The organism is Candidatus Njordibacter sp. Uisw_056, assembly GCF_047730085.1.
Taxonomy (GTDB): domain Bacteria; phylum Pseudomonadota; class Gammaproteobacteria; order Pseudomonadales; family Balneatricaceae; genus Njordibacter.
This window is the reverse complement of sequence record NZ_CP159830.1, coordinates 2,062,022-2,077,815: the sequence shown is the minus strand read 5'-3', so window position 1 is coordinate 2,077,815 and position 15,794 is coordinate 2,062,022. Positions and strand designations below refer to the sequence as shown.

The following is a 15,794-nucleotide window of genomic DNA, read 5'->3' as shown; positions in this document are numbered from 1 at the left end:
CCACACCCATGACCGACTTCACCGATTATAAAGTTGCCGATATCTCTTTAGCCGCATTTGGCCGTATGGAAATCGACATCGCCGAAACTGAAATGCCGGCCCTTATGGCGCTGCGCACTAAATACGCCGCACAAAAGCCCTTATCCAATGCTAAGGTCATGGGCTGTATTCACATGACTATTCAAACAGCCGTGCTGATTGAAACTTTGGTTGATTTAGGGGCGCAAGTACGCTGGTCCTCTTGCAACATTTTCTCCACTCAAGACCACGCCGCAGCAGCTATTGCTGCCGCTGGCATTCCTGTATTTGCTTGGAAAGGTGAAACAGAACAAGAAGCCCAGTGGTGTATCGAACAAACCATCGTGCAAAATGGCAAAGACTGGGGCGCTAACATGGTCCTAGACGATGGTGGCGATCTAACCACCATGCTGCATGATCAGTTCCCTGAAATATTGGCCAACTGTCACGGTATCTCTGAAGAAACCACTACTGGCGTTCACCGCTTACAAGAAATGCTAGAAGCCGGCACTCTTAAAGTACCCGCTATTAACGTCAATGATGCAGTGACTAAATCTAAAAACGACAACAAGTACGGCTGTCGTCACTCTTTAAATGATGCCATCAAACGCGCTACAGACCATTTACTAGCAGGTAAAAAAGCCCTAGTGGTTGGTTATGGCGACGTGGGTAAGGGCTCTGCAGCTTCTTTACGTCAAGAAGGTATGATCGTTAAGATCACCGAAATAGACCCTATTTGTGCTATGCAAGCCTGCATGGACGGCTTTGAAGTGGTGTCACCTTACCTAGACGGTGTGAACACTGGCGACATCAACTGTATCAATACGCTATTAATGGGCACCACTGACATCATCGTCACTACCACTGGCAACACCAACGTGTGTGACGAGAACATGCTAAAGACCATTAAAAATGGCGCTGTGGTATGTAACATTGGTCACTTTGACAACGAGATCGACACTGCATTTATGCGCAAGACTTGGAAGTTTGAAGAAGTAAAGCCTCAGGTACACAAGGTATACCGTGCTGCAGACCAGAACAAAAGCGACTTTGTGCTGCTACTGTCTGAAGGCCGCTTAGTGAACCTGGGTAACGCAACAGGCCACCCTTCACGCATCATGGATGGCTCTTTCGCCAACCAAGTGCTAGCCCAAATGCACCTATGGGAAGCTAAGTTCGCAGACCTAAGCGAAGCTGAGAAGCAAGCCAGTTTGTGGCTAAGAATCTTGCCTAAAAAGCTAGACGAAGAAGTGGCCGCAGACATGGTGGCAGGTTTTGGTGGCGTAATGACCAAACTCACTACCACTCAAGCAGACTACATCAACGTGCCATTTGATGGCCCGTTTAAGTCAGAAAGCTATAAGTATTAGGTTTTTTTGATGAGCTGCGTAGCGAAGTAAAATTTCGATAAAGGCTATTATTGAAAGCTAGGAAAATAACCCAATGTTAGATGCGCGAACCTTCAAGACCGTTCTAGAAAATACACCTTTAGTCTCTATCGACCTGTGCTTGATCTGTAATAGTCAAATCCTCCTCGGTAAGCGAAGTAATGAGCCGTTAAAAGGAAGGTGGTTTACCCCGGGCGGACGAATCCATAAAAATGAAACCTGGCAGGACGCATTGCTTAGGATTGCTGAAGTGGAATTAGGCTTAAGTGGCATCGCGGTAGAGGATTTTTCTTTAATGGGTATTTGGGATCATTTTTATAGCAATAGTGTCCTTGATCAAAACACATCAACTCATTATGTGAACCTGCCCCACTATGCAGAGTTTAAATCTGAGCTTCGAATGATTTTAGATGATCAGCACGGTGAATTTAACTGGTTTGACCTGACAGTGGTATATAACGATGAAAATTTTCACCCTTATATGCGCAACTATGCGGGTTGGTTAGTAAATAGAATGGGGCAATATAAATGATTAAAGCTGTCGTTATAGCGGGTGGTTCAGGTACACGCCTGTGGCCATTATCTAGAGCCGCACACCCCAAGCAATTTTTAGCCCTTCATGGTGAGGACACCATGTTGCAGGCTACGTTTAAGCGCCTTGATGGTTTGGATCTCCAGTCCTCAGTCACAATATGTAATGAGGAGCACCGCTTCTTTGTGGCAGAACAGCTTCGTCAGATTGATCGCCTTGGGTCCATTATTTTAGAGCCAGTGGGCCGTAATACTGCGCCGGCAATTGCACTTGCGGCACTTTCATCGACAGAGGGTGAGGATCCTTTACTACTAGTTCTGGCGGCTGATCATGTAATTCAAGATGAAGTTGCCTTCACCAAGGCGGTAATGAGTGCAATCCCCTTAGCAGAAGCTGGAAAGCTCGTCACCTTTGGCATCGTAGCCCATGAGCCAAATACAGGTTATGGTTATATAAAGAAGGGTGAATCTAAGGATCCTGGTTTTGTTGTCGATGCGTTTGTCGAAAAACCCTCCGTTGAAGTCGCAAAAGAGTACCTTGAGTCAGGGAATTACTTCTGGAACAGTGGTATGTTCCTATTTAAGGCTAGCCGTTACCTAGAAGAGCTTAAAAAACATCGCCCAGATATTTATGAGGCTTGTCAGTTATCAATGGAAGGCACCTCTAAAGATAATGTTTTTTTGAGAGTCAATGAACTGGCCTTCGATTTATGCCCGAGTGACTCTATTGACTATGCTGTTATGGAAAAAACAGATGACGCGGTTGTTGTTCCCATGGATGCGGGTTGGAGCGACATAGGGTCGTGGTCATCCTTGTGGGATATTAGTGAAAAAGACGCCAATGGCAACGCTACGTACGGCGATGTGATGCTTTATGAAGCACATAATTCCTATATAAGAACTGATGAAAAGTTAGTTGCCGCAATTGGTGTGGATGACCTAGTGATTGTGTCAACAAAAGATGTGTTGATTGTGGCTCACAAAGATAATGTTCAGGATGTAAAAGTCGTCGCTCAACAGTTAAAGGCCGAATCAAGACCTGAATGGGAGCATCATCGAGAAGTTTATCGACCTTGGGGTAAATACGACTTGATTGATAGTGGTGAGCGATATCAAGCTAAACGGATTACGGTCAAACCGGGCGCCAAGCTAAGTGTGCAGATGCATCATCACCGTGCCGAGCATTGGGTGGTTGTATCTGGTAAGGCAAAGGTTACGAATGGCGGAAAAACTTTTATCCTATCTGAAAATGAATCTACTTATATACCAATTGGTGCAATTCACTCCCTAGAAAATCCAGGTAAGACGCTTCTTGAGTTGATTGAGGTGCAGTCAGGAGGCTACCTTGGTGAGGATGATATTGTCCGATTTGAAGATAACTATGGGCGGGCCGGTGTTCCTAGTAGGTGATAGCGAGAGGGTGCTCATAGGTTGCTTGAACACGCTGTGTGAATGGGCGGCTAGAGGGATTCTGTAAAGCTAAATCATGACGAAACCAATGCTCTTGATGGCAGTAATTAGCGATCGACAAGAGCCCTTATAAGATACTAGAAATAAAAAAGAAAGGGCAGTTGGGACTTCCGAAGTCTATAAAAATAAACTTAATCAACATTTATGCTAACAATATAAGAGATTAATCATCTTGGCTACAAAGACAAAAATTACAGTGGTTGGATCGGGATACGTAGGAATGTCGCTTTCGGTGCTTTTGGCTCAGTATAATGATGTAATGGTGCTTGATATTGATACAGCAAGAGTCGACAAGATTAATAATAAACAATCCACCGTTGCTGATGCCGAGATCGAGTTATTTTTAGCCAAAAAGGCGCTATCGTTGAGGGCGACTCTGGACAAGCAGGTCGCTTATGATGGTGCTAGCTTTATTGTTGTTGCAACACCTACTAACTATGACGCAGGGACAAACCGATTTGATACTAGCTCAGTGGACACTGTGGTTGAAGATGCACTTAAGCTAAATATTGAAGGGCTTGTGGTCATTAGATCGACTGTTCCAGTTGGCCACACGAAATCGCTGCAAGAAAAGTTTGAGACGGATCGTATCATCTTCTCACCTGAATTTTTAAGAGAAGGCCAAGCGCTTAAGGATAACCTTTTTCCTTCACGAATAATTGTTGGAAGTCACTGTAAAGCAGGTATTAAATTTTCAGAATTACTTAGGCAGGGTGCTGAAAAGATAGATGTCGATACGCTCTTTATCAGATCTACCGAGGCAGAGGCGGTCAAGCTATTCGCCAATACCTATCTGGCTATGAGAGTTTCGTTCTTTAATGAGTTAGATTCATTCGCTCTAGCTCATGAGCTAGACACCAAAAGCATCATTAATGGTGTGTGTCTTGATGAGCGAATAGGCGATGGTTACAATAATCCCTCCTTTGGTTATGGCGGATATTGTCTTCCTAAAGATACCAAACAGCTACTAGCGAATTATGTTCAGGTACCCCAGACATTGATTGAGGCTATTGTATCATCCAACACCACTCGCAAAGATTTTATTGCCAGTGAAATTATAAAGATGAACCCAAAGGTTGTCGGTTTCTACAGGCTAGTTATGAAGGAGGGTAGTGACAATTTTAGATCATCGGCGATTCAGGGTGTCATGAAGAGAATCAAAGGAATGGGAATTAACGTTGTGGTGTATGAGCCAGCGCTTAATTCGGATGCGATTTTTGGATGCCAGGTTGTCAATAATATAGATGATTTCAAACATCAATCAGATGTTATTGTTGCGAATAGGGTGAACCAAGAAATTGAGGATGTAATAGTTAAAGTTTTCTCTCGTGATATCTTCGGTATTGACTAGATATAATTACTAAATTTGGGTCTTTGGGGCGAATAATTCTTTATGTCTATGAAAAATCAAAATAAAATTTTTGTTGCAGGCTCTGGAGGCATGGTGGGTTCGTCATTAATCCGTGGGCTTGAAAAGCTTGGTTCTAATAACATTTTAAGTAAAACGCGGAGTGAACTTGATTTAACTAATCAATCCGCGGTAAAAGATTTTTTTGAAAGAGAGCAGCCTGACCAAGTATATCTAGCCGCTGCTAAAGTTGGCGGGATTCACGCAAATAATACTTACCCAGCAGACTTTATTTATCAAAACCTTATGATTGAAGCGAATATCATTCATGAGTCATGGAGGGCCGGGGTAAAACGGTTGCTTTTTCTTGGTTCAAGTTGCATTTATCCCAAGTATGCTAAGCAGCCGATTACCGAAGATTCACTACTAAGTGGACCATTAGAACTGACGAATGAAGCTTATTCGATAGCAAAAATAGCGGGCATAAAATTATGTGAAAGCTATAATCGTCAGTATGATGCGGTGGATTTTCGCTGTGTTATGCCGACCAACCTATACGGGCCTGGAGATAATTATCACCCAGCGAATAGCCATGTTATTCCGGGTCTAATTCGGCGATTTCATGAGGCGAAAGAATCAAATTCCCCGTCGGTTGAGGTTTGGGGTAGTGGTACTCCAAGGAGAGAATTCCTCTATGTGGATGATATGGCTTCTGCCTCGATCCATGTAATGGGTCTTGAAAGAGAGCAATATCGACAGGCTGTCAACGAAAGGGGAAGTCTTCTTAATGTTGGCTATGGGAGTGATTTCAGTATATCTGACGTTGCAAAAAATATTGCCCTAATTGTAGGATACCAAGGTGAGATTAGTTTCAATAGTGAAAAGCCCGATGGGCCGCCTCAGAAACTATTAGACTGTACTAAATTAACAAAATCTGGCTGGAAACCATCTACAAATTTTGATGCGGGGCTAAAATTGGCCTACGCCGACTTTCTCCAGAATTTACTTAACCTACGTTCATAACATATTTAGGAAACTTTCAATGGCGGACACAAAAAAGGTAGCGCTAATAACTGGAATTACTGGGCAGGATGGCTCGTATCTTGCTGAACTGTTGTTGGAAAAAAATTATGAGGTCCACGGTATTAAAAGAAGAGCAAGCTCTTTTAATACTCAAAGAATTGATCATATCTATCAGGATCAGCATATAGAGGACAGTGACTTAATTCTGCACTATGGTGATATGAGTGACTCTAGTAATTTGATCCGTATTATTCAAGAAACGCAACCAGATGAAATATATCACTTAGCCGCGCAGAGTCATGTAGCGGTAAGTTTTGAGAGTCCGGAATATACTGCTGATGTTGATGCGTTAGGAACATTGCGAATCCTTGAGGCTATTCGTATTTTAAATTTAGAGAAAAAGACACGCTTTTATCAGGCCTCTACCTCTGAACTTTATGGGCTAGTTCAAGAGACTCCACAGACTGAAAAAACACCATTCTATCCGCGTAGTCCTTATGCTGTAGCAAAAATGTACGCATATTGGATTACAGTTAATTATCGAGAGGCATATGGGATGTATGCTTGCAATGGTATTTTATTCAATCATGAAAGCCCACGACGGGGTGAGACTTTCGTTACTCGAAAGATCACTAGAGGATTGGCTAATATCTCGCAGGGCACAGAGAAGTGCCTATTTATGGGTAATCTTCAGGCATTAAGGGATTGGGGGCATGCCAAGGATTATGTTCGTATGCAATGGTTGATGTTGCAACAAAATCAGCCAGACGACTTTGTCATCGCGACCGGACTTCAGTTTAGCGTGAAGTACTTTATACAAATGGCAGCTGAATGCATCGGGTTAGTATTAGATTTTCAAGGTGAAGGTTTAGATGAAATAGCAGTTGTCTCGTCCATAATTGGCGATGATTGCCCGGGTATAGCAGAGGGAGATGTTATTGTCAGAGTTGACCCAAGGTACTTTCGCCCTACCGAGGTTGAGTCATTACTTGGGGACCCTTCAAAGGCAGAGGCTGTGCTAGGTTGGAAGCCTGAAATTACGGTCAAAGAGATGTGTAAAGAAATGATGATAAGCGACATGGATGAGGCGCGGAAGCATAATATATTAAAGAGTAACGGCTACACTATAAGTGTGGCATCCGAATAAAAAATAGGTATTTCAAAATACCTGACAAAGAGCTTAGTTTAAATTAACCTCGCACTAAGGCCAATTATTAATTGAAAAAAATACTTATAACCGGCGCGTATGGCTTTATTGGCCGTAATTTATCTTTGGCTAATAAAGAGGGTAACTCCATAGCCGGTATAGGTAGAGGTGATTGGGGTCTTGAAAGGCCGGATGATTGGGGTATGTCAGAGTGGCTGCCAGGGGATATAAATTCTGATAACCTTAATGTGCTTGAAAGTCGCTGGGGAGTTCCGGATGTTGTATATCATTGCGCGGGCAGCAGCTCAGTTGCAGCTAGTTTATCAAATCCGCAACAAGCACTCCTAGATACTGTGGTTTCTACATCAGCGCTGTTAGAGTGGGTTGCAAGAACTAATGCTGACGCTTCCATTGTGGTTATTTCAAGTGCCGCAGTGTATGGGTCGGATTATGAGAGGCCTATTTCTCAGGATGACTCAGAAAGCCCAATTTCAATTTATGGCACTCACAAGTTGATGACTGAAGTTTTATGCCGTAGTTATGCTCAACAATTTGATTTAAAAGTTATCATGCCAAGAATATTTTCAGTTTATGGAGCTGGTTTAAGAAAACAATTATTTTGGGATCTTTGCGAAAGAGCCAAAGGAAAAGGAGAGATTGTCCTAGGCGGTAGTGGAAATGAAATGAGAGATTGGATTGATGTAAGAGATCTCGTGAAGATTTTAGCTGAGCTCCCATTTTACGCTACCACCGATGCGCCGGTTGTTAATGTTGCTTCCGGTCATCCAAATTCTGTAAAAGAGGTTGCTGAGCTAATTTGTCAGAGCCTCCAGTTATTAAATGGTCAGAAAGTTAGTGTAACTTTTGATGGTGATGTTCGCCCGGGAAATCCGATAAGTTTAATAGCAAAACCAATCGAGCTAGATAAAATTAGCGGTAAGGGGAAAATTCTAATTGCGGAGGGGATTGCTGACTATGTGGGCTGGTATATCCAAGAAACTAGGTCTAAATTTTGACTAGAGTTGCTTTTATAGTTTTAGGAACAGACCGTTGGATTGGAGGCAAGCACTACGTTGCCAATTTACTTTCGGTTACTAAGACGTATCAAGGGGATAAGATTGACCCTGTATTATTCTGTTCCAATAAAATTTCAAAAGAAGAACTAGATTATTATAAAACAATAAAAGAGTTGGAGATTGTTCAATCAAGTAGTCTTAATAGTTTAATATCGAAATTCGGACTGATTATGGCCATTTTATTAGGGCGCGATTACTTAATTAGCAGATTATTCAAAAAGTATAACATCGACTCTATATTCACAAATACTAAATATTTGGGATGGAGATTTCCGATTCCTTTGGTTGTATGGATACCCGATTTACAACATCGATTTCTAACCAAATTATTTACTACATTTGGATTTTTTAAAAGAGAAATTGGCTTCCGTATGCAAATATTTGCAGCGACCAAAGTCATGCTTAGCAGTCAAGATGCTAAAATGCATTGTGAGAAATTTTATCGGCGCTCAATAGGGAAGACCGTGAGCATCCCTTTTGCTGTTAGTCCTCCAGAGCCGAAAACAATTATGTGTGCTAGGGAAAGCCTGATGCACTATTCACTACCTGATAGCTACTTTTTTATTCCTAATCAATTTTGGCGCCATAAAAATCACCTTTTAGTTTTGGATGCTCTCGTAGAATTGAGAGGTAAGGGAGTGAAGGTAAATATGGTTTTTACTGGGGAATGTCACGACCATAGAAGTTTGGAATATTACAATGAGTTTTGTCATGTTTTGGTGTCGTACGGCCTTCAAAGTCAAGTTTATATCCTCGGGAAAGTCCCATATGATGATGTATTGTCACTAATGATTAGTAGCGAAGCTCTAATAAATCCCTCCTTATTTGAGGGTTGGAGTACAACCGTTGAAGAAGCGAAAGCATATGGCGTACGAATAGTTCTATCTAATCTTGATGTGCATTATGAGCAGCTTGGGGGCGAGGGGACTTATTTCGATAAAACGGCTCCAAGTTCTTTGGCAAACGCACTGAATATGATTTTGAATACCGAATTAAATGGTGTCGAAGAGCATCAAGCGAAATCATTTGTTAATAATGATAAGAAAGTCAGAGAGTTCTCTCGGCGATTCGCCTGCACAATACAGTCATCTGTTGGTGAAAGTAATTCTAATCAAAATTTCTAATTGGAATAGAAATTCACGCCCATGCGCTCTACCAAAGGATAAAAAACTATGATTAAAAAACTCTACTTAATCTTAAATGAACAGCAAAGATTAGCAGCGCTAGGTTTAGGATTTCTACTCCTTATAGGTGTTTTTTTGGAAATGCTTGGTCTAGGTATGTTACTGCCGGTTTTAAGTTTGTTAGCCTCTCCAGATTACGTTTTTCCTGTAAAAAGCATACCCATAATAAGAGAAATGACATTCTCAGCAGATTTCAATTTCACTGTTTTTTTAATGGTAAGTCTTGGAAGCTTATTTCTGATAAAGACTATTTTTTTGACGTTGTTAGCATGGCGGCATTCCAAGTTCTCTGCTGAGCTCGAAGCTGAAATTTCAAGTCGTATGCTCTTAGGTTATTTAAAAGAGTCACACTTATTTCATACGCAAAAAAACAGGGCTGAACTGCTAAGAAATTTAAAGATTGAAGTTGGGCAATTCTTGGAGTTTGTCTGTCGTGCAATTGATTTGATTATTGAAATTGGGATTGTAATGGGATTAATCGGTGCATTATTATTTATTGATTCCAGTTCAACAGTGTTAATAACGGCGCTGTTTGCTGCGCCATGCTCGCTTATGTATTTTATGCTAAAAGATAGACTGCAAAATTGGGGTGAAATTCGACAGATAAGTGAGGAAAAGATCCAGCGTTATGCTCTAGAGGGTTTATCGTTGGTTAAGGAAATAAAGTTGAGTAGCACGGAGCTTTATTTCCAAAAGTCTTTTTCTGAGAGCTGTTATGGCAGAGCAGATGTAATAAAGAAACAGCGTACGTTACTTCAGCTGCCGAGGCTATGGTTGGAATTGATTGCTGTAATGGCGTTAATAAGTTTTATCTTGATAATGTATTCTAACGGTAACTCTTTAACTTCAATCATACCGACACTAGGGACTTTTGGCTTTGCGGCCTTTAGGTTATTGCCATCAGTTAACCGAATAATGACTAGTGTCAATTTCATGAGATATTCGCATCCCGTTGTTGACCTTGTTTATAGTGAACTGAAAAGTTTAAGTGTGCTCTCAGAAGAACCCGCTTTAAAAACTTTAGTAAAATTTCGGTTCTCTAACAGTATCGAGTTTAAAAATATAAATTTTATGTATCCTGGATCCGAAGATAAGCAGCTTAAAGAGGTGTCTTTCTCCATAGAAAAAGGTGATTCTGTTGGCTTCATAGGTTCGACTGGTTCTGGAAAGACTACTGCAATAAATATTCTTTTAGGACTTATAGAGCCTAATTGTGGCGAGGTACTTGTTGATGGGAGAAATATCCACAACCATCGGAAAGAGTGGCAGCAAAAAATTGGTTATGTCCCTCAACAAATTACCTTGATTGATGGATCCATCGTCAATAATATCGCATTTGGCATTCCAGATGAGTTAATAGAGCAAGAGCAAATTAAAACTGTGGTGGAAGCCGCACAATTAACGGAGTTTATTGCTGCTCTCCCTGAAGGATTGTCAACGATAATTGGCGAAAACGGGGTTCGACTCTCAGGGGGCCAACGCCAGAGAATTGGGTTAGCAAGAGCCTTGTATAACAATCCTGAGGTATTAGTTTTTGATGAGGCCACCAGTGCATTAGACTCAGAAACGGAAAGGGAAGTAATGGCATCGATTTCGCGATTGGCGCGCGAAAAAACTATAATTATGGTGGCACATAGGCTATCAACATTAGATAACTGTGATCATGTATTTCAGTTCAGTAATGGTCAGTTGATCAATAAAAATATACCTCAAGCTAAGGAGCTATAGCTATCAAAATTCTTGTTTTTTCTCCCCATGCTCAAATATGGAAACATGCATTTCCGGAATCGCTTTTCGTGGAAGCGTTACAACAAAAAGGACATGAAATTTGTTATGTGGGCTGTGGTTCTGCTTTGGTATCTAACTGTGTACCTATGATTTCCAGTCATTTGGCATATGACAGCCCTGATTCAAAGAAAAATAAATTATGTACACTCTGTAAAAAGAACTCATTGGTAATTAAAGAGAAATTTGGATTTGAGGGCTTTGATTTAAATTCTTTTCTAGATAAAAAAATGATCAGTGGCATAAATACCCAGCTGGCAAACATAACACAAAAAAACTTTAAATCTTGTGTTATTAATGAAGTTAAAGTAGGCCGAATAGCGCTTTATGAATTGGTGTTAAGGCATAAGTTGATGGACGTTGATGAACTAGCTGATGAGATTTGGAACGAATACCTGTCAACTTTTGAATCAGTGCTTAAAACCTTTTATGTTATGGAGAAGGTAATCGCTGAGGAAAAACCAGACCGCCTCCTAGTGTATAACGGACTTTATTCCGTCAATTCGGCGTGTCGCGAGCTAGCCAATAAATCAAATATTCTAGTTTATTGGCTCCATGCGGGATTAAACCAAAAAAATAGACTAAAAAATTTAATGGTCGGGCAAGACCACACGTTTGCATACTACCGATCGATTATTAGTAAATGGAAGGAAGATCTTTTTGAGATACCTTGTTCAAAGAAGGATCTGACAACCGTGACCGACAATTTTATTGATATCATTAATGGGGGGTCTTGGTTAAGTTATTCTAAGTCGCCATCTAAGGGTGCTTTTAATTTACGAGAGACATTTAATATTCCCTTAAATCTATCTGTTGTCACGGTGGTGTTGTCGAGTTTGGACGAGAAAATAGCAGCAGAGTCAATAGGTGCTTATGTTGAGGGGCCCCGACCCTTATTCTCTTCTCAAATTGAATGGTTGAAAGTGCTCCTTAAGTTTATGGCTAGCAGGGATGACTTGTTTATGATTATAAGACCGCATCCAAGAGAATTAGGGGCAGCCAGGGAAGTAACTAAAGTAACCTCCAAACATTCTACCGAATTAAATAAGATATTACTGAATATACCCAAAAATGTAAGAGTCAATTGGCCATCTCACAGTATTTCTATTTACGATCTTATGGAAGAAACGAATTTATTCTTAAACGCCTTTTCTACCTCCGCAAGGGAAATGACAATGCTAGGCTTGCCGGTGCTCACCTATCAAAATGAGGATGTTTTAGAGCCAGTCAGTATTACTTACGCCGGTTCTTCTATATTGGAATATTTAGAGCAAATAGATGTGAACCTGAAGCAACCCTTTGATGCAGAGCGAATACGGCGAGGTTTTAGGTGGAGAGTCTCTGAGTTAATATACAGCCATATAGATATGTCTGAGAGCGTTTTTATGTCGGACGATTATTTGTCTGTAAGTGAAAAAGCTAAAAAGGCTCTCTCTCGGTCTGGGGACCTTATCTTTAAAGGTTGGTCTCAGACTCGAGATTGTAATAAAAGAGCGACTAGTCTCACTGATATAGAAAAGATCAATCGTTTAATAGTGAGCGGGTCTAGTTCAGTCCTTGATCTAATTGATACAAGCGAACTTAAGAAAGTGTCCCCTGAAGATGATTTGCCGATTATTCGTGAAGAGATTAAGAGGCTTATGGGGCATATTTATTCTCCTAGTACGAGTATAAGAAAAGGCACACTGAGAAGTTATCTAACGGATTTTGTAAATGGTAGCTAGCATTGATTTAGGGTTAAAGTCCCATCACAATAGTAAAGGTGATGCTTTGGTAAGTTTTGCTCCGATACTTGTTTTTATTTATAACCGACCTCTTCATTTAGAAAAGACATTGAGTAGTCTTATTGCATGCGATAGTTTCGAAAATCATCAGGTTATTGTTATGGGGGATGGCCCAAAGGATCCTGCAGACATGGGCCAAGTCTTGCAAGCAAGAGAGGTCGCCAAAAGAATACTAGGGGTAAACGCAGTATATGAGTTTGCAACTGCCAACAAGGGCCTTGCGACGTCAATTATTAGTGGAGTGACTAAGATTATAAAAATGTATGGAAAAGTCATCGTTATTGAGGATGACCTCCTGTTGCATAAGCAATTTTTACGCTACATGAATGATGCTCTGAATTTTTATGAAAACAATGAGCGGGTATTTTCAGTTTCTGGGTACGCATACAAAGAAATCGACAAACAGTCCGATGATAGCCCATTGTTTTTACCTTGCATCTCAACGTGGGGTTGGGGGACTTGGGAAAATACTTGGGAGCATTTCGATCCTTCTAGCAAAGGGATTGAGCAGCTGGCTAGTAATTCAGACACAAGGGCTAGATTTAACGTAAACAATGTATACCCATTTGCCGACATGCTGGAGGCAGAAAAAGCCGGTGAGGTTGAATCGTGGGGGGTACGTTGGTACTGGACGTTATTTTGTTTAGATAAAGTATGCTGTTTTCCGCGAAATTCGCTCGTTATTAACGGTGGTTATGATGAGACGGGTACCAATGGTAGAGGGTGGGCAAATAATTTCAGGAAAAAGAAACATTTTTCAGACAGTATCTCGCTAACCATTTTTTCTCAAACGAACGTTACGGTTGATGACTCCTATTATGAGAGCGTATCAAAAGCATTGTTTAAATTGAATGGAAGTTATTTGGGTCACTTAAAAGATAAACTTCGAAATATAGCTCGCAGATTGGCTCGCTTACTATGAAAGTAATAGTGGATCTATTAAGCTCTCGAGCTTTTTTCTTACTTTATTTTCTGCTAACCATAGCTTTTGCTGTTAGTGTTGAGGGTATTAGATCAAATTTATTTTTTGAGCTCTTGCAACTCACGATTATTATTAGTGCAGTCATACTTATTTCGAAAAACCCACGGTTTAATTTAGCAAATTCATTTTATGGGTTCACTTTAATATTTTTTGGGTTATACCCTCTGGTAGAATTTAAGATGGGCGTGATCTACTGGAATGGCCAAGATATTGATACGGTGTATTATATTGCAACGTCCATAATGGTTTTACTGAGTTTGTTTATGTTCCAGCTTGGCTACATGTCAAAACTCAAGATGCCTTATAGGCCAGCAAGAAAAAAGACAAATGTTAAAGTTCAATCCTCGGCGTTATCCCGAAATACGTTTATGATATGCCTGTTAGTTTTAGTGGTGCCATGTGCCTATTTATTACAACGTTTTAACTACAATATACTAGCGCTGCAATTCAGAGGGATGTCAGAACTTATAGAAACAGTATTTATAATGGAGTTTTTTTTCTGGAAACCACTCATTTTCAACATCATATTTTTAACTTTATTGATTATGGTCAAGACTAAATCCGTTAGCTTTCTGAAGGTCATCTTTCTCTTTGCTTTTATGCTGTTTTTTGTCGGACCGCTAAGCATGCCTCGGTTTCTTGTATTTTCCCTGTATGTTCCACTATTCTTCGTGTTGTTAGGCTGGCATCGTAAAAAAGATTGTAGATTTATAGGGGCGGTTTTCTTTGGAATGGTCTTCGCTTTTCCTTTGATGGACCTGTTTCGATGGTTCGGTGTGGATGATAATGTAAGCTTTGCAACTATGATAAATCTAGAATACTACTTTGCGGGACACTTTGACGCGTTTCAAAATTTCGCTCGCATAATTATATTAGACGTCCATACGTATGGGGAGCAAATTTTAGGTGCATTTTTATTTTTTATTCCTCGCTCTTTTTGGGTAACAAAACCAGTTGGGACCGGATTTTTACTAGCCGAGCAAGCGGGCTTAAGTTTCAATAACATTTCATTACCGTTGGTGGCTGAATTGTATTTGGATTACTCGATTCCTGGAATTATTATTGGATTTTTATTGCTCGGCACTTTATATCGATATATTGATAATAGAGCTTTGCGCTTAGAGGATAGTCTATCGCTATTCGATCTTGCCAAGCTCATAGCGTATGCTGAATTTGTTTGCCTTCAGTACTATCTTTTAAGGGGAAATCTTTTAGCATGTGTAGCGTTTTCCACAGCTATTTTGACATCGGTATTTGTTGCTTATAGTCTTATTTGGTTTTTTAAGTCAGGGTTTAGGTTCAGATATGGAATTAGGTGAAAAATACAAACATCTTTATGGGGATTACTACAAAGACGGTGGTGGAAGTGCTCTAAGCTTTAAGAGGAAAATAACCTCGGATGCTACGGCAGCTCACTTCGTATCTTTTTTTAGTAATCCAAAATTTAGTACTTTGGTAGATATTGGTGCAGGGGATGGGAGCACGATAGTCAGTCTCTCAAAATTAAATACCGCAGATGAATATTCTGCCATGGAAGTATCTCAGTCTGGAGTAGATGAAATACGATCCAAAAATATCGAAAAGTTAAATAAAATAGAGCTTTTTGACGGTTATAATATTCAGGCTGAAGATGATATTTATGACGTCGGTGTCGCCGCGCATGTGTTAGAGCATGTGGAGCATGAGAGGCTTTTCCTTAAAGAGTTTTCCAGAGTATCCCAGTTATGCTACATAGAAGTGCCGTTAGAGCATACATGGAATGTATCCAAAGCTATAAAAGGGGGAGATAAAGCTGGCCATATTAATTTTTATAACCCGGATACGATATTGGCACTGATAAAAAGCTCGGAGCTGCAGGTGATTAAATACCAAGTTTTTCAACATTCATATATTTATGAAACATTAGTTAGCGGCCGATGGAGGGGACCTATAAAATATATCATTAAAAAATTAGCGCTGATGATTTCACCAAAATTCGCCACAACCTTTTTTGTCTATACGGTAGGGGTTTTATTTTGTACTCAAGGTAACGCAGAGCAACTGAAAGGTAAGATTTGA

The 15,794-nt window shown here is 40.4% G+C and carries 13 protein-coding genes; all 13 read left to right on the top strand.

Annotated elements, in window-relative coordinates; translation table 11 throughout:
* The first annotated feature begins 8 nt into the window (after positions 1 to 8).
* The 13 genes from ahcY to ABXT60_RS09915 all read left to right on the top strand — a co-directional run bounded on the left by ahcY (position 9) and on the right by ABXT60_RS09915 (position 15,794).
* A complete protein-coding gene (ahcY, locus tag ABXT60_RS09975; protein ID WP_443630003.1) occupies positions 9 to 1,388 on the top strand; it encodes an adenosylhomocysteinase in 1,380 nt (459 codons plus the stop codon).
* 73 nt (positions 1,389 to 1,461) lie between these two features.
* Entirely contained in the window at positions 1,462 to 1,938 is a 477-nt protein-coding gene (locus ABXT60_RS09970) for a GDP-mannose mannosyl hydrolase (protein WP_443630002.1), read from the top strand.
* Complete coding sequence (locus ABXT60_RS09965) at positions 1,935 to 3,347, top strand: mannose-1-phosphate guanylyltransferase/mannose-6-phosphate isomerase (protein ID WP_443630001.1); 1,413 nt, start codon at positions 1,935 to 1,937, stop codon at positions 3,345 to 3,347. The genes ABXT60_RS09970 and ABXT60_RS09965 overlap by 4 nt, the downstream gene beginning before the upstream one ends.
* 232 nt (positions 3,348 to 3,579) lie before the next feature.
* Positions 3,580 to 4,758, top strand: a complete 1,179-nt coding sequence (locus tag ABXT60_RS09960; protein ID WP_443630000.1) for a nucleotide sugar dehydrogenase — start codon at positions 3,580 to 3,582, stop codon at positions 4,756 to 4,758.
* Between the two features lie 42 nt (positions 4,759 to 4,800).
* Entirely contained in the window at positions 4,801 to 5,778 is a 978-nt protein-coding gene (locus tag ABXT60_RS09955; protein ID WP_443629999.1) for a GDP-L-fucose synthase family protein, read from the top strand.
* A gap of 19 nt (positions 5,779 to 5,797) precedes the next feature.
* Positions 5,798 to 6,925 (top strand): GDP-mannose 4,6-dehydratase, encoded by a 1,128-nt coding sequence (gene gmd, locus ABXT60_RS09950; protein ID WP_443629998.1) that lies wholly within the window; start codon positions 5,798 to 5,800, stop codon positions 6,923 to 6,925.
* Between the two features lie 71 nt (positions 6,926 to 6,996).
* Entirely contained in the window at positions 6,997 to 7,941 is a 945-nt protein-coding gene (locus ABXT60_RS09945; protein WP_443629997.1) for an NAD-dependent epimerase/dehydratase family protein, read from the top strand.
* Positions 7,938 to 9,125 (top strand): glycosyltransferase family 4 protein, encoded by a 1,188-nt coding sequence (locus ABXT60_RS09940; protein WP_443629996.1) that lies wholly within the window; start codon positions 7,938 to 7,940, stop codon positions 9,123 to 9,125. Before ABXT60_RS09945 ends, ABXT60_RS09940 begins: the two co-directional genes overlap by 4 nt.
* A gap of 48 nt (positions 9,126 to 9,173) precedes the next feature.
* Positions 9,174 to 10,913, top strand: a complete 1,740-nt coding sequence (locus ABXT60_RS09935; RefSeq protein ID WP_443629995.1) for an ABC transporter ATP-binding protein — start codon at positions 9,174 to 9,176, stop codon at positions 10,911 to 10,913.
* Between the two features lie 68 nt (positions 10,914 to 10,981).
* Positions 10,982 to 12,694, top strand: coding sequence for a hypothetical protein (locus tag ABXT60_RS09930; protein ID WP_443629994.1), 1,713 nt, complete (start codon positions 10,982 to 10,984; stop codon positions 12,692 to 12,694).
* A complete protein-coding gene (locus ABXT60_RS09925) occupies positions 12,684 to 13,676 on the top strand; it encodes a glycosyltransferase family A protein (RefSeq protein ID WP_443629993.1) in 993 nt (330 codons plus the stop codon). The genes ABXT60_RS09930 and ABXT60_RS09925 overlap by 11 nt, the downstream gene beginning before the upstream one ends.
* Complete coding sequence (locus tag ABXT60_RS09920; RefSeq protein ID WP_443629992.1) at positions 13,673 to 15,055, top strand: O-antigen polymerase; 1,383 nt, start codon at positions 13,673 to 13,675, stop codon at positions 15,053 to 15,055. The genes ABXT60_RS09925 and ABXT60_RS09920 overlap by 4 nt, the downstream gene beginning before the upstream one ends.
* Positions 15,042 to 15,794: a class I SAM-dependent methyltransferase gene (locus ABXT60_RS09915; RefSeq protein WP_443629991.1), complete on the top strand. Its 753-nt coding sequence runs from the start codon at positions 15,042 to 15,044 to the stop codon at positions 15,792 to 15,794. Before ABXT60_RS09920 ends, ABXT60_RS09915 begins: the two co-directional genes overlap by 14 nt.